This window comes from Streptomyces sp. NPDC013455, assembly GCF_040632975.1.
Lineage (GTDB): Bacteria > Actinomycetota > Actinomycetes > Streptomycetales > Streptomycetaceae > Streptomyces.
Genome location: NZ_JBEYCX010000004.1, coordinates 89,179 through 107,576, shown reverse-complemented (window position 1 = coordinate 107,576; position 18,398 = coordinate 89,179). Strand labels below are relative to the sequence as shown.

Genomic DNA, 18,398 nt, shown 5'->3' with positions numbered 1-18,398 from the left:
CACCGTCGCCGGGCGCCGGACCCCGGTGAGCAGTCCCGCCACCCCGAGGAGCCCTCCATGCCCGTCGCCCGCCCCCGCCTGCTCTACGTCACCGACCTGGCGTACCAGGCCCGCGGGCGCCGCTACTGCGACGAGGACATCCACCTCACCTCCCGGCTGCGCGCCCACTTCGACCTGGCCCTGTGCCATCCGCTGGACGCCGAGGCCCTGATGGACGGCTTCGACGCGGTCGTCGTCCGCAACAGCGGTCCCGTCCTCGGCTACCAGCGCGCCTACGAAGCCTTCCGTGCCCGGGCGCTCGCCGCCGGGACCCGGGTCTACAACCCGCTCACCGGGAAGGCGGACATGGCCGGCAAGCAGTACCTGCTCGACCTGACCGCCGCCGGCTTCCCCGTCATCCCGACCGTCGACCGCGCCGAGGACCTCCACCTGCTGCCGGCCGCCCCGCGGTACGTGGTCAAGCCCAAGCTCGGCGCGGACTCCCTCGGCCTGCGCGTCGTCCCCGAGAGCCGGCTCGCCGAGCACGCCGCCGGCGACGTCCTGATCCAGCCCCGCGTCGACTTCCTGCACGAGGTGTCCTTCTACTTCGTGGACGACGACTTCCAGTACGCCCTGTACGCCCCCGACCCGCAGCGCCGCTGGGAGCTCAAGCCGTACCAGGCGACCGCAGCGGACCTGGAGTTCGCCCGCCGGTTCATCGACTGGAACGACCTCGGGTACGGCATCCAGCGCGTCGACGCCTGCCGTGACCTCGACGGCACCCTGCTGCTGGTCGAGCTGGAGGACCTGAACCCCTACCTGTCCCTGGACGCGCTGCCGGAGGAGGACAGGGACGCCTTCGTCGCCGCGTTCACGGCGTCCCTGAACCGGTTCGCGCAGGGAGTGCTCGACCCGGCCTGACGCCCGGACGCCCGGCGGCGGGGCCGGGTTGACGGCTTCGATCGTTCATGGGAAGGCGTGGGGAGGGGTATCCGCTGGACACGGACCGGCGGAACAGGGGCCGGCCGGCGCGTCGGACGGGAGGCGGTACGGCATGACGGATGTGAGCGGCACCCGGGACACCGCGGGCACGGGCGGACCGGAGACCGGCCCGGACGGCTTCTTCGGCCGGCTGGAACCCGACATGTGCGTGGTCACCGCCGTGGCGGGCGGTGAACGCGCCGGCTGTCTGGTGGGCTTCGCCTCGCAATGCTCCATCCAGCCGCCCCGGTTCGCCGTGTGGCTGTCCAAGGCCAACCGCACCTACCGGGTCGCCCGGAACGCGCGGTGCCTCGCCGTCCATCTGCTCACCCGCGACCAGCGTGGCCTGGCCGAGCACTTCGGCGGCGAGACGGGGGACGAGGTCGACAAGTTCGCGCCGCTCGACTGGTGGGAGGGCCACGGCGGCACCGCCGTCCTGGCGGACACGGCGGCCTGGTGCGTCGGCACCGTCCTGCACCGTATCGACGGCGGCGACCACGTCGGCTTCGTGCTCGACCTCGTCGAGTGGGGGCCGGGGCGCGACGGACCGCTGCTCAGGCTCCCCGACGCCACCGCCATCGAGGCCGGCCACCCCGTCGACTGACCACGCGCGCCACCGGCCAGGAGACCACGCGCGCCACCGACTTCGGGGGAAGCATCAGGGCACCGACCGACCGCGCCCGGGTCCACGTCCCGGCCGCTAGACCTCCGTGTCGTCCGCCGTCCCCACCGCGTCCTGGACATCCTCCAGTGGCATCCGGATGTCCAGCACGCACACGTCGTCCCGCCGCTCGTCCGGCAGCATCGACGCCAGGAGGGCGTCCAGGGAGCCGGACTCGCCGCTGCCGTGGGCGCGTACCGCCTCGGCCAGCCGGGCGAAGCCCGCGTCCAGGCCCTCGCCGGGGCGTTCGACCAGGCCGTCGGTGTAGAGCAGCAGCCGGTCCCCGGGCTCCAGGCGGAGCTCCAGCGACTCGTAGTCGGAGGCGGCCGTCGCGCCCAGCAGCATGCCGCCGGGCCGGTCCAGGAAGCGCGCCTCGCCGCGGCGCACCAGCAACGGCGGCGGGTGCCCGGCCTGTGCCCACGCCAGGACGTGCTCGTCGGGGTCGTAGCGGGCCAGGACCATGGTGGCGGTGATCTGGCCGTCCCGGGAGTGCAGCAGCAGCTGGTTGAGCCGCGCCAGCGCCCCGGTGAGCGAGGACCCGGTGCTGACCATCCCCTTCGCGGTGAACCGGAGCTGGGCCATGGTGGCCACGGCGTCGATGCCGTGACCGGCCACGTCGCCGACCACGAACAGGGCGTTGAAGTCGGGCAGTTCGACGGCGCTGAACCAGTCGCCGCCGACGTGGATGCCGGCCTGCGCGGGCAGGTAGCCGACCTCGACGCGCAGCCCGGCCAGCCGCACCGGCTTGCTCGGCAGCGGCAGCAGGGCGTGCTGCAGCCGGGCCGCCAGGGCCCGTTCGGCCTGGAGGATGCCGCGCTGGAGCAGCATCGCGCGTTCGCTCTCCACCAGGGCGAGTTCCGCGCTGCGCTGCGCGGTGACGTCCTGGACGAAGCCGTGCACCTCGACCGGGCTGCCGTCGGGCGCCATGACGGCCTCCGCGACCATCCGCAGGTGCCGGGGGCCGGCGGGTGTGTCGATGCGGAAGGGCACGTCGAACGAACGGCCGTCGGCCACGAGCCGGGCGATCGCGTGGGCCAGCGCCCCCTGGTCCTCCGGCAGGGCCAGGTCCGGCAGCCGCTCCAGCCGGACCGGGCGCTGTCCGGGCTTGCGGCCGAGGACGGCGAACGTCTGCGCCGCCCAGGAGATCTCCTCCGTGATCAGGTTCCAGTTCGCCCAGCCGAGGTTGCCGAGCCGCTGCACGTCGGCCAGGCGCTGTTCCTGCAGCTCCGTCGAGTCGTGCCGCAGCCAGGTGACCACCAGGCCCTCGCCCAGCGGGGCCGCGCGCACGCTGTAGGTGGCGGTGACGGGCACGTCGCCGGTCGAGTCCTGGTAGGCGAACGGTTCGCCCTCGAACGGCACTCCGGTCTCCAGCGCCCGCAGGTAACCGTGCCACAGCGGTTCACCGGCGACCGACGGGTAGCTCTCCAGGATGTGCTTGCCGACCATGCTCCGCCCGGTCCGGCCGAACACGTCGACCGCCTCCGGCGTGGCCGCGTCGATGCGGTAGTCCTCCACCTCGCCGGCGGCCGAGCGCAGCGGGGTCAGCAGGATCGCCGCGCCCGGCAGCGCGTCGAACACGGCCTGCACGGTCTGCGCGACGGCCCCGGCCGGGTCCTCGTGCGGGCTGTCGAAGGCGCGCAGCCGGCCCGCGCACAGCCGGGCCACGGCCCGCAGCAGCTCCCGCTCGCCGGGGTCGAACGGGTCGCCGCAGCGGCGCAGCACGCCGAAGGCGACGCTGGAAGCCTCCCCGGCCGGCACCGGGAGCCAGACCCGGGTGAGCCACCGCTCCGGCGGCTCGCCGATGAGCAGGTACCGCGTGCGGTCCACGGCGACGTCCTCGAGCCAGCACGGCTCCCCGGACCGGAGGGCGTCCAGCGCCGCCACTCCGGACACCGGGGGCACCTGGCGCCACTGGGCGGCGAGGGTGGGGTCGATGCCGGCGGAGCCGATCAGCAGGAGCCCGCCCTCGGGCAGCCGCTCGTACAGCATCACCGCGTCGGCGTCCGCCTCGGGACCCAGGTGCTCCAGCAGACATCCGGCCAGCTCCTGCGGGGAGCCGACCCGGACCAGGTCCCGGCCGATGCGTCCCAGCACGTCCGTCAGCTCACGGGTGCCGGCGGCCGGGTTCCCGCGGGGATCCGCGGCGGCGGGCGTCTGCGCGGGCGGAGCCGTGGGCGCGGCGGCGGGACGCCCGCCGGGCGGCAGGGCGCCCAGGGTGAGCCAGCACTGTTCGAGCAGGGTGCGGTTGCCGTCCCTGGCGCGCCGGGACAGTTCCTCGTGAGCGGCGTCCGGGGTGCAGCCGGTGACGGCCATCAGCACGCCCTTGGCCCGCTCCACGATCGCCGAGGTCGCGGCCCGGTCGCGCAGCAGTTCCATCTCCGCCCGCTGGCGGGCCACGACCCTGGCCAGCGCTACGAGGTCGGCGCCGGTGCCGGGGTCCACCGGGGGCAGAGGCTCGCTCGTCACGCGACGAGCATTGCACACCTCACCCCGTTCGATCACTCGTCTGCCGGGTACGGCTTCATGCGACCTTCATACAAGATCCCCGGAGGTGGAGAGCGGGGAGGCGTCCAAAAGGGGCGAACGGTCCGCGGGGGGTGGGCGGGAAGGGGCCGCTGCGGGGCGGGCCGGGTCCTGAGCTGGGGAAAAGTGTGTACGAAAGCGTGAAGCCGGCCGGAGCGTGATGACGGCCGAGGCGGGCGCGCGGTGGGTTCAGCGACCGGTGCCGCGTCCGGCCAGGGCCTCGCTGACGGCGCGGACACTGCGCGCGATGTGCTGGAGCTGGAGCACTTCGGCCGCGTACATCTTGATCGTGTGCTCGATCACCGACTCGGGCAGGCCGAGCACGGGCAGTTCGGCCCGCGCCGTCTGGAGCGCGGTCCGTGCCACCCGGATCTCCTGCTGCACCTGGATCTGCGCGTGCCGGGCGAGCAGGACAGGGTGCCGGATGAGCGCCGGGTAACTGGCGTAGCGCGCGGGGATCAGCTCGCGCAGCCACTTGGCCGCCGAGCGCTCCCAGTCGTACGAGCCCGGCGTCTTGACCTGGCAGGGCCAGTCGGGGCTGATGCGCGTGCTGGTCAGGGTCATGATCATCGCTTCCGGTGTGCGGCGTCGTGCGGGTGTCGACGGATGGGGGCGGCCCCGGCCTAGGGGATGACCGGGGCCGCCACGGGCACGTCGCGCAGACGACGCGCCCCGGTACACCCCCGACGCCGACGTGGGTAGGGAACGGCGGCTGGGGGCGTCCGTGCGGGTGCCCCGGGTGCCGGGCGGCGCTGCTGCGTGCGGTGGTACGTGCGCATGGGCGGTCCGTCGGCTTTCTCGGGGCGGTGTCACGAGCGGTGAGTCCGCCGAGCAGTATTTATATATGCCGACCGGTTTGCAAGACGTATGAAAACATTCATGCGTGATTTGGGGTGAATGATCCCCGTGCAGGGGGGTGGGGACCGCAAGATCTTCACGGAATTCCCGGCACGGGCGGAAGGATCGGCCGTTCAGTCCTTGAGGAAGAACTGATGCTGCTCGGAGAGCTGCTCGTACTTCTCCAGCCGGGCCTGGGTGCGCTCGGGATCGGCGTCCGTCATGGCCTGGAGCAGCGCCGCGGCCAGCACACCGGGCGCGGCGTAGGAGTCGAACACCAGCCGCGCACCGGTGCCGGTCGCGAAGACGATGTCGGCCTCGTCGGCCAGCGGCCCGAGCGCCAGGTCGGTCACCAGTGCGACCTTCAGACCCGCGCGGCGCGCCACCCGGACGGCGTTGAGCGTCTCCTGGGAGTGCCGGGGCATGGCGAAGGCCAGCACCCAGCTGCCGCCGGCCTCGCGGGACTGCATCAGGGCGTCGTAGGCCACGCTGCCGCCCCGGGTCACCAGCCGCACGTCCGGGTGGATACGGCGGGCCGCGTAGCCGAAGTACTCGGCGAGCGACACCGAGATCCGCAGGCCCAGCACGGTCAGCGGGGTGGAGCGGGACAGCTCGCGGCCGACGTGGATGACCCGGTCGGGGTCGGCGAAGTCGCGCCGCAGGTTCTCCAGGTTCTGGATCTCGCCGTCGACCGCCGCCTGGAGCTCGTTGGCCCGGTTCTCCTCCCCGGGCCCGCCGGCGAGGCTGCTCAGCGCGATCGACTGGAGCTTCTCGCGCAGCGCGGGATAGCCGCTGAAACCGACGGCGGCGGCGAAGCGGGTGACGGAGGGCTGACTGACCCCGACCCGGTCGGCCAGCTCGGTGATCGACAGGAACGCGGCCTCGGTGATGTGCTCGATCAGGTACTGGGCGATGCGCCGCTGCCCCGGCGACAGACGGGGGCCGTCGAAGAGTTCGTGGAGCCGGGAGGTCGGGGCGGCCTCGGCCTCGGGCACCGCCTTGCCCGATGTGATCGCTGATGCCTGTGCGCGTGCCTGTTGCGGCGAGGACACGGGTCGGCCTCCTTCGTCTGCCGGAGCACTCAACATAGCTCACCGACCGCCGTGACCAGGGGGTTGAGGTGCCGGGCTCACCTCCGCCGGAGAGTGATCGAATGGCCGACCTCGCCGACGGGCCGGCTGCTCGCGATCAGCTCGGCGAGCCTCCCGCGCGCCTTGGCGGCGGCCGAGTCCGACACCACCAGCAGCCCGTGCACCCGGTCCGGCGGTACGGTGCGCGGATCGGCGGCGCGGATGCCGTACGCCGACGGCACCCCGCTGCCCTTGTAGACCAGCCACACCCGCTCGCCCGGATACCGCTCCCGCAGCCGGTCGGCCAGCCGCCCCAGGTCCTGCCCCCAGTCCACGTTCGAGTCGTGCAGCAGCCGGTGGGTGTGCGCCGGCCCGCCGAACGCCTCGTTGGCGTACGGCAGGTAGTACGGGAACGTGCGCAGCGAACTCACCGCCGCCCACAGCACCAGCGCGCCGGCGAGGAGCGCGGTCCACCGCCGCCGCGGCGCGAGCGCGCAGGCCGCCGCCACCGCGAGGAACACCGGTACGCACAGCGCGTACCGGGTGCCGAAGTCCCGGGACCCCGTCATCGCCGCCGCCAGCAGCACCGCGGGCGGCAGCAGCAGGTACGGCGCCGCGTGCCGCGTCCGCCGCCGCGCCACGACCGCCACGGCACCGGCCGTGCCCAGCGCCAGCAGCCCGAGCGGCGTCTTCACCAGCAGGGCGGCCGGCAGGTAGTACCAGAGCGAACCGGTGTACAGGCGCCCGAACAGATAGCCCTGCCAGGGATGGTCCTCCAGCCCGAACTGCACCCGCATCCCGGCCCGGTACGCGGGCGGCAGCGGCAGCAGCTCCACCAGCCGCCCGCGCAGTCCCGCCACGTCCGGCGCCGGCTCGGCGGGCGTGAACCGCAGCCGGGGGTCGACGGCCAGGTACACGGCCCACACGACGACGACCGCCACCAGCACGACGGCCACCGCGCCGCCCCCCGCCGCCCACACGCTCCGCCACCGGCCGGAGCGGCCGGAGGGGCCGGAGGGACCGGAGGGGCCGGAGGGGCTGGCGAGCCACGGGAACACGTCTCGCCGCGAGGGCGTGCGCGGGCGCCTCGCGAGCAGTCCGGACGGCCACGCGAACACGGCGGACCGCCTCGCGAGGGGGCCGGAGCGCCTCGCGGGCACGCCGGACCGCCGGTCGGCGGCGTCGGAGCGCCGGTCGGGCTCGCCGGGCTGCCGGTGGGGCTCGCCGGGCTGCCGGTGGGGCTCGCCGGGCTGCCGGTGGGGCTCGCCGGGTGGCTGGTCGCGCTCGCGGGAGCGTCGGGCGTGCAGGGTGGAGACCGCCGCCAGCGCCATCACGACCGGCACCGCGGGCAGCGTACTCATCTTGGTCGCCAGGGCCGCGCCCAGCGCCGCCCCCGCAAGGGGCAGGTACCGGGCGGGACGGCGCCGGGCCCGCCAGGCCAGCCAGGCCGAGGCCAGGACGGCCACGGTCGCCGGCATGTCCAGTGTGGCCAGCGAGCCGTGCGCGATGACGTCGGGGGAGAAGGCGTACAGGGTGAGCGCGAGCAGTCCGCCCGCCGTGCCCGTCAGGTCCCGGGCGAACGCGAACACGACCAGCCCGCCGAGCAGCGTGACGACGATGACCGGCATCCGCGCCCACAGCATCAGCCGCCAGGGGTCGTTGCCCGACGCGTACAGCAGATGCCGCCCCACATCGCCCTGGGTGCCGGGGGACGACGGGTCGTAGTGCGGGTCCGCGACCGCCACCCCGGCGGCGATCAGCAGCTTCCCGAGCGGTGGGTGCTCGGGGTTGTAGCGCAGCCGGTGCTCGTGCAGGTAGTCGGCGGCCGTCGCGACGTACACCGGTTCGTCGATGGTGGGGGTCTGCTGCACGGCCGTGGTGACCATGGCGGCGGCCGACAGCGCCGACAGCAGGGCGACCAGCAGCGGCGGCAGCCACCGCCGGTGCCGCCGGTGCCGGGCGGCCGCGCCGGCGGGCGCCTGCCCGGCCGGTCCCGTGGCGGTCGCCCCGGATGTGAGGACCGGGTGCCGTTCGCGCGCCATCATCCGCCCCTCGGTGGCGCCGGCCGCCCGCCGGCGGGAGGGCTCGGGAGGCGGATCACGGCCCCACTGTCGCACCGCTCCCGCCTCCGCGGGCGTCACCGCCGCACGAGTCGTACCGGCAGACCCTCTGCCGTGCACACCGGTACGGCCCGCGGCCCGCCGGAGTTCACCGCGGCGGCGGTGCGGGCAGCGCGGTGTCCGGTACCACCAGGTCCGCCCGCTCCCGCGTCGCCGCGACCAGGTCGGCGTTGCGCTGGTCGGTGCCCCGCACCCAGGCCACGGCCGCGGCGTGCTCCTTGCCGAACTCCTCGTGCCGGGCGACCAGTCGGCGGACCCGCTCCTCCTCGGCGGTCTCGCAGAACCACACCTCGTCCAGGCACGGCCGCACCCGCGCCCACGGGCCCCGCTCCAGCAGCAGGTAATTGCCCTCGGTCACCACCAGGCGCGCCTCGGGCGGTACCGGGATCGCACCGGCCAGGGGCTGTTCGAGGACCCGCTCGAACCCCGGCGCGTACACCACCTCGTCGGACTCCTCGCGCAGGCGCCGCAGCAGCGCCGCGTACCCGGCCGCGTCGAAGGTGTCCGGCGCCCCCTTGCGGTCCCGGCGGCCCAGCCGGTCCAGTTCGGCGTCGGCGAGGTGGAAGCCGTCCATGGGCACGTGCGCGGCCCGGACCGAGCCGTCGCCGTTCAGGGCGGACACCAGGCGCTCGGCCAGCGTGGTCTTGCCCGCGCCGGGGCTGCCCGCGATGCCGAGCAGGGCCCGGCGGCCGTCGCGGGGCAGCGCGCGGGCGCGGACGAGGAGGTCGTCGAAGGTCAGCGGCACACAGAAGAGTGTGGCACCGCCGGCGCACCCCGTATGTGGCGTGCGCCACTCGCTGGAGCGCCGTCGACGGGGAACAGTCCTGGGTATGACTCAGCTCGGTCTGCCCGACACCATCCAGGCATGTCTGTTCGACCTCGACGGGGTCGTCACCAAGACCGCCGTCGTGCACGCGGCGGCCTGGAAGGAGATGTTCGACGCCTTCCTGCGCGACTACGAGGGCGAGCAGGGGCGGCCCTTCGACGTCGTCGCCGACTACGACGAGTACGTCGACGGCCGCCCCCGCGCCGACGGCGTCCGCGCCTTCCTCGACTCGCGCGGCATCCACCTGCCCGAAGGCGGTCCCGGCGACCCCCCCGACGCCCGGACCGTGCACGGTCTCGGCAACCGCAAGAACGACCTGCTGCTCGCGAGGATCCGCACCGGCGGCGTGGAGGCGTACGAGGGCACGCTGCGCTATCTGGAGGCCGTCCGCGCCGCGGGGCTGCGCACCGCGATCGTCTCCTCCAGCGCCAACTGCCTGGACGTACTGCGCTCGGTGGGCGCCGAGCACTTCTTCGACGTGCGCATCGACGGTGTGGTCGCCGCCGAGCGCGGGCTGCCGGGCAAGCCGCACCCCGACACCTTCCTCGCCGCCGCCCGCGACCTCGGTGTCGACGCGGCCCGCGCCGCCGTCTTCGAGGACGCGCTGGCCGGCATGGACGCGGGCCGCGCGGGCGGCTTCGGGTACGTCGTCGGCGTGGACCGGACGGGCCAGCGCGACGCCCTCTACACCCACGGCGCGCACACCGTCGTGAAGGACCTCGCCGAGCTGGGAGGCGCACAGTGATCACCGAGCGGTCGTACGCCGTCGAACCGTGGACCGTACGGGAGACGGCCCTCGATCTCGACGTCCTCGCGCAGAGCGAGTCGGTCTTCGCCCTCTCGAACGGCCATGTCGGCTGGCGCGGCAACCTGGACGAGGGCGAACCGCACGGCCTGCCCGGCAGCTACCTCAACGGCGTCCACGAGGTGCACCCCCTCCCGTACGCGGAGGCCGGCTACGGCTACCCCGAGTCCGGGCAGACGGTCATCAACGTCACCAACGGCAAGGTCCTGCGACTGCTGGTGGACGACGAGCCCTTCGACCTGCGCTACGGCCGGCTCGTCGCCCATGAACGCGTCCTGGACCTGCGCCGCGGCGTGCTGGAGCGGACCTGTGAGTGGACCTCCCCGGCCGGCTCCACGGTCCGGGTCCGCTCCACCCGGCTGGTGTCGCTCACCCAGCGCGCGGTGGCCGCGGTGGCGTACGAGGTGGAGGCCGTCGGCAGCCGCAGCCGGGTGGTGATCCAGTCCGAGCTGGTCGCCAACGAGAGCCTGCCGGAGCCGAACGGCGACCCGCGCGCGGCGCGGGCGCTGAAGTCCCCGCTGGAACAGGAGGACGGCTTCGCCTCCGGCGACCGGCTGCGGCTGGTGCACCGTACCCGGCGCAGCGGTCTCAGGGTCGCCGTGGCCGCCGACCACGTGGTCACCGGCCCCGAGCGCACCACCCGCCGCAGCGAGAGCGGCATCGACGTCGCGCGGCTGACCGTCACCTCGGTCCTGGAGCCCGGCCAGACCCTGCGGGTGGAGAAGCTGGTCGCCCACGGCTGGTCCGGCACCCGGTCGCTGCCCGCGATGGCCGACCAAGTCGACGCCGCGCTCGCCGCCGCCGCGCACGACGGCTGGCAGGGCCTGCTCGACGGCCAGCGGGCGTGCCTGGACGACTTCTGGGCCCGCGCCGACGTCGAGGTGGAGGGCGACGAGGAGGTCCAGCAGGCCGTCCGGTTCGCGCTGTTCCACGTTCTCCAGGCCGGGGCGCGGGCCGAGCAGCGCGCGATCCCGGCGAAGGGACTGACCGGTTCCGGCTACGACGGGCACGCCTTCTGGGACACCGAGATGTTCGTGCTGCCGGTGCTCGGCCACACCGCGCCCCAGGCCGTGGCCGAGGCGCTGCGCTGGCGGTACAACACCCTCGACGAGGCCCGGGAGCGCGCGGCCCAGCTGGGGCTCGCCGGAGCGGCCTTCCCCTGGCGGACCATCGCCGGCCCGGAGGGCTCGGCCTACTGGCCGGCCGGCACCGCCGCCTTCCACGTGAACGCCGGCGTGGCCGACGCCGTCGTCCGGTACGTCGAGGCCACCGGCGACACGGAGTTCGAGCGGGAGACCGGTGTCGAGCTGCTGGTGGAGACGGCCCGGCTGTGGCGATCACTGGGCCACCACGACCGGCACGGCGTCTTCCACCTGGACGGTGTCACCGGCCCCGACGAGTACAGCGCGGTCGCCGACGACAACACCTACACCAACCTGATGGCCCGCCAGAACCTGCGGGCCGCGGCCGACGCCGTCGAACGCCACCCGGGCGAGGCGCGCCGGCTCGGGGTGGACGACGAGGAGAGCGCGGCCTGGCGGGACGCCGCCGACGCCATGCACGTGCCCTACAACGACGAACTCGGCGTCCACGAGCAGCACGCCGGGTTCACCCGCTACCAGCGCTGGGACTTCGCCGGCACCCGCCCCGACCAGTACCCGCTGCTGCTCCACTTCCCCTACTTCGACCTCTACCGCAAACAGGTCGTCAAACAGGCCGACCTGGTCCTCGCGATGTACACGTGCGGCGACTACTTCGAGCAGGAGTACGACGAGGAGCAGATCGCCCGGAACTTCGCCTACTACGAGGCGCTGACCGTGCGCGACTCCTCCCTGTCGGCCTGCTGCCAGGCCGTCATCGCCGCCCGGACCGGCCATCTGGACCTCGCCCACGCCTACACCGCCGAGGCCGCGCTGATGGACCTGCACGACCTGGAGCACAACACGCGGGACGGGCTGCACATCGCCTCGCTCGCCGGCACCTGGATGGCGCTGGTCGCCGGCTTCGGCGGCATGCGGCACGACGGCGAGCGGCTGCGGTTCGCGCCCCGGCTGCCCGAGCGGCTGCGCCGCCTCGCCTTCCACCTCCAGTTCCGCGGACGCCGGCTGCGGGTGGACATCGGCGCGGACAAGGCGACCTACCAGCTGCTGGACGGCCCGCCGCTGACACTGCGCCACCACGGCGAGCCGCTGACGATCAGCACCGACGAGCCGGCCGTCCGGGCCCTGCCGCCGGTGGTCCGCCGCCCGGCCCCGCAACAGCCGCCCCACCGCGCGCCGCACACGGGCGGGGCGCCGCAGGACGGGTGAGCCTTACCCGGCCCCGCTCCGCCGTCTCCGACGTGGGACCGGGGCCGGTTCCGCGTGCCCTCACGCGCCGCCTCCGCCGAGCAGTTCGCGCAGCGCCCGCTCCTCCTCCGAGCTCAGCCCGGTGACGAACTGCCGGAGCGCGGCGATCGGGTCCGGCCCCCGGTCCAGGGCCTCGCGCATCGCCTCGGCGGTCAGCTCGGCCGCGTTCTTGGCCGGCCGGTAGGCACCGCGCCGCCCGTCGGCGTCCCGCAGCACCAGTCCCTTGTCGTACAGGCGTTTGAGGATCGTGTGGACCGTGTTGTAGGCGAGTCCGCCGCCGATCCGCTGCTGTATCTCCGCCGGGGTCAGTGGCCGCTCCGTGGCCCACAGGGCGGTCAGCACCTCGCTCTCCAGCTTCCCGGCGCTGCGCCGCTCCGTCCTGCCGCGGGACCCTGTGCCAGCCATGCCCCAACCTTACAGCGCGTAGGGCCGTGGGCCGGATGGCCCAGCCGCCGGGCCCGAGTGGGGGATTCACGCCGGTTCGGCCGTGTTCCGCGCCGCTCCCGCCGTCAACCCTGCACGCTTTAGTGTGACAAGCGGACCCTACGGACCGTAGGGACGAAGGGGTGGTCATGGCCGGCAGTGCCCACGCGACACTCGGCGCGGCGAGCCGTGAGCGCTCGCGCCGCACGTCCGCCGGTTCCGCGCGCGCCACTTGGCCGCTCGCCGCCGTCGCCGGGGCCTTCGGCCTCGCCCAACTCCTCCTCGTACCGCCCGGCCTGGGCCTCGGCTGGGACGAGACCGTGTACGTCAGCCAGGTCAGCGGGCACGCCCCCGCGACCTTCTTCAGCGCGCCCCGCGCGCGGGGCGTCTCGCTGCTCGTCGCACCCGTCGCGTCCTGGTCGTCGTCCACGGCGCTGCTGCGGATCTACCTTTCCCTGCTGTCCGGCCTCGCCCTCTTCCTGGCGCTGCGCGCCTGGCGCGGCCTGTTCCCCGTCCGGGTGCTCGCCCTCGCCGGCGCCCTGTTCGCCTCCCTGTGGGTGACCCTGTTCTACGGCCCGCAGGCCATGCCCAACTACTGGGTCGCCGTCGGTGCCCTGGCCGCCGTCGCCTGCTTCCTGCGCGCTCCCGCGGACCGCACCGCGCTCTGGGGCCTCGCGGCGAGCGCGGCACTGATGGCGTGGATGCGACCGGTGGACTCGGTCTGGGCGACCCTGCCCCTGCTCGGCCTCGGCCTGGCGCGCCGCCACCGGCGCGCCCTGCTCGTCCTGCTCGCCGGGCTCGCCTGCGGTGCCGCCGAGTGGGTCGTGGAGGCGTTCACGCGCTACGGCGGCCTGGCACGACGGCTGGCCGACGGCTCGGCGATCCAGGGCGGCCTCGGCTGGCACCTCGCCGTCGTGGACCAGCTGCGCAGCCTGGGCGGGCGGACCCTGTGCCGGCCCTGCACCGGCGCCCTGCCGCACCCCGCGCTCGCCGTGTGGTGGTGCGCGCTGCCCCTGCTCGCCGGACTCGCGCTGGCCGTCGCCGTCCGCGCCCGGCGTACGGCGGCCACGGCGCTGCCCCTCGCCTGCGCGGCGACCGCCGCCTTCCCCTACCTGTTCCTGATCGGCTACGCGGCCCCCCGCTTCCTGCTCCCCGCCTACGCCCTCCTCGCCGTCCCGGCCGCCGACGCGCTGCTCCACCTGGCGGCGCCCCGGCACCCGCGCGGGGCCGCGCGTCCCGCGGCGCCCCCGCCGACGGCCCGGGACGCGCTCCCGGCCCGGCCCCCGCGTCCGGCCCCGGGCCCCGCCGGCCGCCCGCCCGCGGTCCGGCGTCCGCGACCGGCCCGGCGCCCCGCCACCCGTCCGATCCTCGCCGCGCTGGTCGGCGCCGGGCTCGTCGCCCACCTCGCCGTGCAGCTCGTGGTCGTCCTGCACACCGTCCGCAGCACCGACACCGCCCACCGGGCCTGGGCCCGTACCGCGGCCGAGCTGCACCGCCACGGCGTCCGGCCGCCCTGCCTGCTCACCGGCCACGAGGCCATCCCGGTCGCCTTCGCCGCCGGCTGCTCCTCGGGCGCGACCGCCGGCCCCAACGCCAACACCACCACCGCAGGCATCATCCGCACCGCCCGGCGGATGCCGGTCGCCACGCTGGTGCCGGCGGGGAGCGAGCCGCCCGGCTACGCCCGCCACTGGACCGCCGTACCCGTCGGCCGGGTGCGGCTCTACTACGTCGTACCGGGCGCCGGCTCATGACGTCCCCGGCGGACCTCGCCGCGGCCCTCGGCCGGCGGCGCGCCTACTGGCACGCCGGGGTCTGCCTCGCCGTACTGCTCGGCGCGCTCTACCTGGCCCGCCGGCACTGGCCCGCGGTGGAGAGCGGGGCCGGGCGGCTGGCGGTCGCCGACCACGGCTGGCTGCTGGTCGGCGCGACGGCGGCCGTCGGCACCTGGGCGGCCTCCGCGCTCGCCCAGCAGGGTGCCGTCCTGCGCAGGCTGCCCGGCCCCCGGCTGGTCGCCGCCCAGTTCGCCGCCTCCGCCGCCAACCACCTGCTCCCCGCGGGGCTCGGCGCGGGCGCGGTGAACCTGCGGTTCCTGATGCGCTGCGGGCTGCCGGCCGGGCGCGCGGCCGCCGCCCTCGCCGTGAAGGCGACCGCGGGCGCCGTCGTACGGCTGGTGCTGCTCGCGCTGCTCGCCCCCGTCTGGCCCGGGCTGCTCCGCATCCCGCACGTCCCGGCCGCGGTACCCGCCGCGGCCTTGGGCGCCACCGCGCTCGCGGCGGTGCTGCTCGCCACACCCTGGTGGCCGCGCTGCCGGCGCGGGCTCGGCGCCGTACTGGCCGACATCCGCGCGCTGCACGCCCGCCGCGCCCGTGCGGCGGCCCTGTGGGGCGGTTCGCTGGCCTTCGCCGCGCTGCACGCGCTCGTCCTCGTCGCCGTCACCCGGGCCGTCGGACTGCCGCTCGCCCCGCTCCAGGTGGCCCTGCTGTACCTGGCGGCCAGCAGCGCCGCCGCCCTGCTGCCCACCCCGGGCGGCCTCGGCTCCCTGGACGCCGCGCTCGCCCTCGCGCTCACCGCCGCGGGCACCCCCGGCGCCGCGGCCGCCTCCGCGGTACTCGGTTACCGGCTGCTGACGATGTGGCTGCCGCTGCTCCCCGGTCTGCTGGTGCTCTGGCTGCTGGTGCGGCGCAAGGCGTTGTGAGGGCCGTCGCCTTCGCCGGCACCGGACCTCGGACCGCCGGGGCCGGGACCGCCGGGGCCGGGACCGCCGGGGCCGGGACCGCCGGGGTCGTCCGCGCCGTACCGGGGGACGCCGGGGGCATACCCGGCCGGGCGGGCCGCCGGCCGATCTCTTCGCGGGCGGGCGGGGTTAACCGTCCGGCCACGGGAAACGCGGACCGGGACCGCCCCGCGAGCCGAGAAGGAGGCGACGATGAGCGACCAGCAGTCGGAGCAGACCCCGATGGCGGACGACGCCTACCAGCCCACCGGAACCAACGAGGAGCAGGAGGACGCCGCCCCCCTGGACCTCCAGGACGCGGTCGACGAGCGTTCCTACGACGACATGCTGGACGAGGGCTACTCCCCGCCCGAACGCCCCCTGGGCGTCACCAAGCACGGCACCACGGCCGCCGAGCAGCACGCGGGGGAGACCCTGGACGAACGGCTCGGCCAAGAGGTCCCGGACGTGACCGTGCCGGCCGGCGACGAGGTGGGCGACCTGCCCGGCGGTGAGGGCGAACCGGTCGATCCCGAGGCGGGCGGGCCCCGCGCCGGCCGTCTCGTCGCCCCGGACGAGGGCGCCCACGCGGACACCGTCAAGGAGGAGATCGCCCAGGACGTGGGTGTCGACGGGGGAGCGGCCGGGGCGGAGGAGGCGGCGGTCCACGTCGTACCGGACGAGACGAGCCTGCCCGAGTAGACCGGGCCGCGTCCCTCCCGGCGCGTGCGCACGGGACCGGCCGGGCACGACGTGCCCGGCCGGTCCCCCCGTTCGCTCTCCCGTGATCCCCGGATCGCCCTAGGGCAGCAGCTTCTCGATGGCCGCCGGCCCCTCCGACTCCAGCTTGCGACGCGCCCAGTCGAGGGTCTTCGGTGTGACGTCCCTGCCCGCCGCCATCACCAGGTCCTCCGGGGTGACATCCCTCGAGGGTGCGGAGTGGAGCAGGGCGTCCGGGGTGCGGACGTCGTCCGCGCTACGGGACTCTTCGGGTGTGGATGTCGACATGATGCCTCCTCCTCGGTCCGGATGACCGCATCCGTGCCGGTGCCGCCGAACGGGGCACACTCTCACCATTGCCCCCCGCGGCGCCGCCTGCATCCGGAGGCGTCACGGGAGCGGGTGACGAGCGCCTTCCCACGCCACAGGAAACCACGCGCTCTTAAGCTGGAAAACACCCCACACACTGAAAAACGCCCCGCAAGCGGATGAAACGGCCGTGAGCAGGGAAGACCACCGGGAGGCCGCCGATGGCCGCGACGCCGTTCGCCGGGGACGCTCCCCGCACCCGCTATCTGCCCATCGCCGAACACGGGCTCATCGGTGACCTGCGCAGTGTCGCCCTGGTCGGCACCAACGGCACGATCGACTGGTACTGCTGTCCCTCCTTCGACTCCCCCAGCGTCTTCGCGGCGATCCTCGACGCCGAGCGCGGCGGCCGCTTCGAGCTGGCCGCCTCCGTCCCCGCCCGCACCAAGCAGTTCTACTTCCCCGACACCAACGTGCTGATCACCCGCTTCTTCACGGAAGAGGGCGTCGGCGAGGTGCAGGACTTCATGCCCGTCTGCTGCGACAGCGCGCGCGAGGTGAGCCGGCACCGGCTGATCCGGCGTGTGGTCTGCGTCCGCGGCACCGTGCCCTTCCGGGCCCTGATCGCCCCGCGCTTCAACTACGGCGCCGACCCGCACACCCTGCGCTCCCTGGACGGCATGATCCTGTTCGAGTCCCCCGAGCGGTCCCTCGCGCTCACCTCCACCGTCTCGACGGAGAACGACGGCCGCGACGCGCGGGCCGACTTCAAACTGAGCGAGGGGGAGACGGCCGTCTTCGCCGTCGACCAGCTCGGCGACGAGGTCATACCCCGCGGCTGCGCCCGCACCGAGGCGGAGCAGCAGTTCAACGCCACCGTCGCCTACTGGCGCAGATGGCTGCAGCAGTCCCGCTACCGGGGCCGCTGGCGCGAGATGGTGCACCGTTCCGCCCTCACCCTGAAGCTCCTCACCTACGCCCCCACCGGCGCCATCGTCGCCGCGCCCACCACCAGCCTGCCCGAGCAGCTCGGCGGCGAGCGCAACTGGGACTACCGCTACGTGTGGGTACGCGACGCCGCCTTCGCCGTCTACGCGCTGCTCAGACTCGGCTTCAGCGGCGAGGCCGAGGCGTTCATGAGGTTCCTGACCACGCACATCACCCCCTGCGACAGCTCGGCCGTGGGCCCGCTGCAGATCATGTACGGTATCGACGGCCGCGTCGACCTGCCCGAACGCGAGCTGCCGCACCTGGAGGGGCACCTGGGCTCGGCACCGGTCCGGGTCGGCAACGCCGCCGCGGGCCAGCTCCAGCTCGACATCTACGGCGCCCTGATCGACTCCATCTACCTCTACGACAAGTGGGCGCAGCCCATCTCCAGCGCACAGTGGGACGACGTCTGCCACCTGGTCGAGTGGGTGTGCGACCACTGGGACCAGCCCGACGAGGGCGTGTGGGAGACCCGCGGCGGCCGCAAGGACTTCCTGTACTCCCGCCTGATGTGCTGGGTCGCGATCGAGCGGGCCATCCGCCTCGCCAACCACCGCGGACTGCCCGCCGATCACCGGCGCTGGCGCCGGGCCCGCGACACGATCTACCGGCGGATCATGGACCGCGGCTGGTCCGAGCGCCGGGGCGCCTTCGTGCAGTACGAGGACAGCGACGTCCTCGACGCCTCCGTGCTGATGATGCCGCTGGCCAAGTTCATCGCCCCCACCGACCCCAAGTGGCTGTCCACCCTGGACGCCCTCACCGAGGACCTCGTCTCCGACTCCCTGGTCTACCGCTACGACCCGCAGGCCAGCCCGGACGGCCTCCGCGGCGACGAGGGCACCTTCTCCATCTGTTCCTTCTGGTACGTCGAGGCACTCGTCCGCGCCGGCCGGCTCGACGAAGCCCGCCTGGCCTTCGAGAAGATGCTGACCTACGCCAACCACCTCGGCCTCTACGCCGAGGAGATCGGCCGCACCGGCGAGCAACAGGGGAACTTCCCCCAGGCGTTCACCCACCTGTCCCTCATCAGCGCCGCGTTCAACCTGGACCGCGCCCTCGGCTGAGACCCCGCCCCGCCCCGTCCCGC

The 18,398-nt window shown here is 74.6% G+C and carries 15 protein-coding genes; 8 read left to right on the top strand and 7 right to left on the bottom strand.

Going from position 1 to position 18,398, the window contains the following annotated elements; all coding sequences use genetic code 11:
* Positions 1 to 57 precede the first annotated feature (57 nt).
* Both ABZ576_RS09105 and ABZ576_RS09100 read left to right on the top strand, forming a co-directional pair.
* The gene (locus tag ABZ576_RS09105) at positions 58 to 900 is read left to right on the top strand and encodes a hypothetical protein (protein WP_360737816.1); all 843 of its coding nucleotides are present in this window, start codon (positions 58 to 60) and stop codon (positions 898 to 900) included.
* Between the two features lie 223 nt (positions 901 to 1,123).
* Entirely contained in the window at positions 1,124 to 1,564 is a 441-nt protein-coding gene (locus ABZ576_RS09100) for a flavin reductase family protein (RefSeq protein ID WP_360738388.1), read from the top strand.
* A gap of 96 nt (positions 1,565 to 1,660) precedes the next feature.
* Here the strand turns inward: ABZ576_RS09100 and ABZ576_RS09095 are convergent, their stop codons facing one another.
* From ABZ576_RS09095 to ABZ576_RS09075, 5 genes are all read right to left on the bottom strand, one after another.
* A complete protein-coding gene (locus ABZ576_RS09095) occupies positions 1,661 to 4,063 on the bottom strand; it encodes a SpoIIE family protein phosphatase (RefSeq protein WP_360738386.1) in 2,403 nt (800 codons plus the stop codon).
* Positions 4,064 to 4,333: 270 nt separating this feature from the next.
* Complete coding sequence (locus ABZ576_RS09090) at positions 4,334 to 4,714, bottom strand: hypothetical protein (RefSeq protein ID WP_360737813.1); 381 nt, start codon at positions 4,712 to 4,714, stop codon at positions 4,334 to 4,336.
* Between the two features lie 401 nt (positions 4,715 to 5,115).
* On the bottom strand, positions 5,116 to 6,033 hold the full coding sequence (locus ABZ576_RS09085) for a MurR/RpiR family transcriptional regulator (protein ID WP_360737811.1): 918 nt from the start codon (positions 6,031 to 6,033) through the stop codon (positions 5,116 to 5,118).
* A 77-nt stretch (positions 6,034 to 6,110) separates the two neighbouring features.
* The gene (locus ABZ576_RS09080; protein ID WP_360738384.1) at positions 6,111 to 7,937 is read right to left on the bottom strand and encodes a glycosyltransferase family 39 protein; all 1,827 of its coding nucleotides are present in this window, start codon (positions 7,935 to 7,937) and stop codon (positions 6,111 to 6,113) included.
* Positions 7,938 to 8,259: 322 nt separating this feature from the next.
* A complete protein-coding gene (locus ABZ576_RS09075) occupies positions 8,260 to 8,916 on the bottom strand; it encodes a nucleoside/nucleotide kinase family protein (protein ID WP_360737808.1) in 657 nt (218 codons plus the stop codon).
* An 85-nt stretch (positions 8,917 to 9,001) separates the two neighbouring features.
* Between ABZ576_RS09075 and ABZ576_RS09070 the strand changes: the two genes are divergently transcribed.
* Both ABZ576_RS09070 and ABZ576_RS09065 read left to right on the top strand, forming a co-directional pair.
* A complete protein-coding gene (locus tag ABZ576_RS09070) occupies positions 9,002 to 9,742 on the top strand; it encodes a beta-phosphoglucomutase family hydrolase (RefSeq protein WP_360737806.1) in 741 nt (246 codons plus the stop codon).
* Positions 9,739 to 12,111: a glycosyl hydrolase family 65 protein gene (locus ABZ576_RS09065; RefSeq protein WP_360737803.1), complete on the top strand. Its 2,373-nt coding sequence runs from the start codon at positions 9,739 to 9,741 to the stop codon at positions 12,109 to 12,111. The genes ABZ576_RS09070 and ABZ576_RS09065 overlap by 4 nt, the downstream gene beginning before the upstream one ends.
* A gap of 60 nt (positions 12,112 to 12,171) precedes the next feature.
* On the opposite strand, the gene ABZ576_RS09060 is transcribed toward ABZ576_RS09065, so the two are convergent.
* Positions 12,172 to 12,555: a BlaI/MecI/CopY family transcriptional regulator gene (locus ABZ576_RS09060; RefSeq protein WP_360737801.1), complete on the bottom strand. Its 384-nt coding sequence runs from the start codon at positions 12,553 to 12,555 to the stop codon at positions 12,172 to 12,174.
* Positions 12,556 to 12,722: 167 nt separating this feature from the next.
* On the opposite strand from ABZ576_RS09060, the gene ABZ576_RS09055 reads away from it, so the two are divergent.
* From ABZ576_RS09055 to ABZ576_RS09045, 3 genes are all read left to right on the top strand, one after another.
* Positions 12,723 to 14,327 carry a hypothetical protein gene (locus ABZ576_RS09055; RefSeq protein ID WP_360737798.1) on the top strand — a complete coding sequence of 535 codons (1,605 nt, stop codon included), beginning with the start codon at positions 12,723 to 12,725 and terminating at the stop codon, positions 14,325 to 14,327.
* Positions 14,324 to 15,271, top strand: a complete 948-nt coding sequence (locus ABZ576_RS09050) for a lysylphosphatidylglycerol synthase domain-containing protein (protein WP_360737796.1) — start codon at positions 14,324 to 14,326, stop codon at positions 15,269 to 15,271. The genes ABZ576_RS09055 and ABZ576_RS09050 overlap by 4 nt, the downstream gene beginning before the upstream one ends.
* A gap of 231 nt (positions 15,272 to 15,502) precedes the next feature.
* Positions 15,503 to 15,991 (top strand): DUF5709 domain-containing protein, encoded by a 489-nt coding sequence (locus tag ABZ576_RS09045; RefSeq protein ID WP_360737794.1) that lies wholly within the window; start codon positions 15,503 to 15,505, stop codon positions 15,989 to 15,991.
* A 99-nt stretch (positions 15,992 to 16,090) separates the two neighbouring features.
* Here the strand turns inward: ABZ576_RS09045 and ABZ576_RS09040 are convergent, their stop codons facing one another.
* Positions 16,091 to 16,297, bottom strand: a complete 207-nt coding sequence (locus ABZ576_RS09040) for a hypothetical protein (RefSeq protein ID WP_360737791.1) — start codon at positions 16,295 to 16,297, stop codon at positions 16,091 to 16,093.
* A 242-nt stretch (positions 16,298 to 16,539) separates the two neighbouring features.
* Between ABZ576_RS09040 and ABZ576_RS09035 the strand changes: the two genes are divergently transcribed.
* A complete protein-coding gene (locus ABZ576_RS09035; protein ID WP_360737789.1) occupies positions 16,540 to 18,375 on the top strand; it encodes a glycoside hydrolase family 15 protein in 1,836 nt (611 codons plus the stop codon).
* The last annotated feature ends 23 nt before the right edge of the window (positions 18,376 to 18,398 follow it).

Bases quoted from the DNA above. Each gene is read 5' to 3' on its own strand.
- ABZ576_RS09055 (WP_360737798.1), top strand. From the start codon at position 12,723: ATGGCCGGCAGTGCCCACGCGACACTCGGCGCGGCGAGCCGTGAGCGC.
- ABZ576_RS09080 (WP_360738384.1), bottom strand. From the start codon at position 7,937: ATGGTCACCACGGCCGTGCAGCAGACCCCCACCATCGACGAACCGGTG.
- ABZ576_RS09035 (WP_360737789.1), top strand. From the start codon at position 16,540: ATGGCCGCGACGCCGTTCGCCGGGGACGCTCCCCGCACCCGCTATCTG.
- ABZ576_RS09090 (WP_360737813.1), bottom strand. From the start codon at position 4,714: ATGATCATGACCCTGACCAGCACGCGCATCAGCCCCGACTGGCCCTGC.
- ABZ576_RS09050 (WP_360737796.1), top strand. From the start codon at position 14,324: ATGACGTCCCCGGCGGACCTCGCCGCGGCCCTCGGCCGGCGGCGCGCC.
- ABZ576_RS09045 (WP_360737794.1), top strand. From the start codon at position 15,503: ATGAGCGACCAGCAGTCGGAGCAGACCCCGATGGCGGACGACGCCTAC.
- ABZ576_RS09040 (WP_360737791.1), bottom strand. From the start codon at position 16,297: ATGTCGACATCCACACCCGAAGAGTCCCGTAGCGCGGACGACGTCCGC.
- ABZ576_RS09060 (WP_360737801.1), bottom strand. From the start codon at position 12,555: ATGGCTGGCACAGGGTCCCGCGGCAGGACGGAGCGGCGCAGCGCCGGG.
- ABZ576_RS09105 (WP_360737816.1), top strand. From the start codon at position 58: ATGCCCGTCGCCCGCCCCCGCCTGCTCTACGTCACCGACCTGGCGTAC.
- ABZ576_RS09100 (WP_360738388.1), top strand. From the start codon at position 1,124: ATGTGCGTGGTCACCGCCGTGGCGGGCGGTGAACGCGCCGGCTGTCTG.
- ABZ576_RS09070 (WP_360737806.1), top strand. From the start codon at position 9,002: ATGACTCAGCTCGGTCTGCCCGACACCATCCAGGCATGTCTGTTCGAC.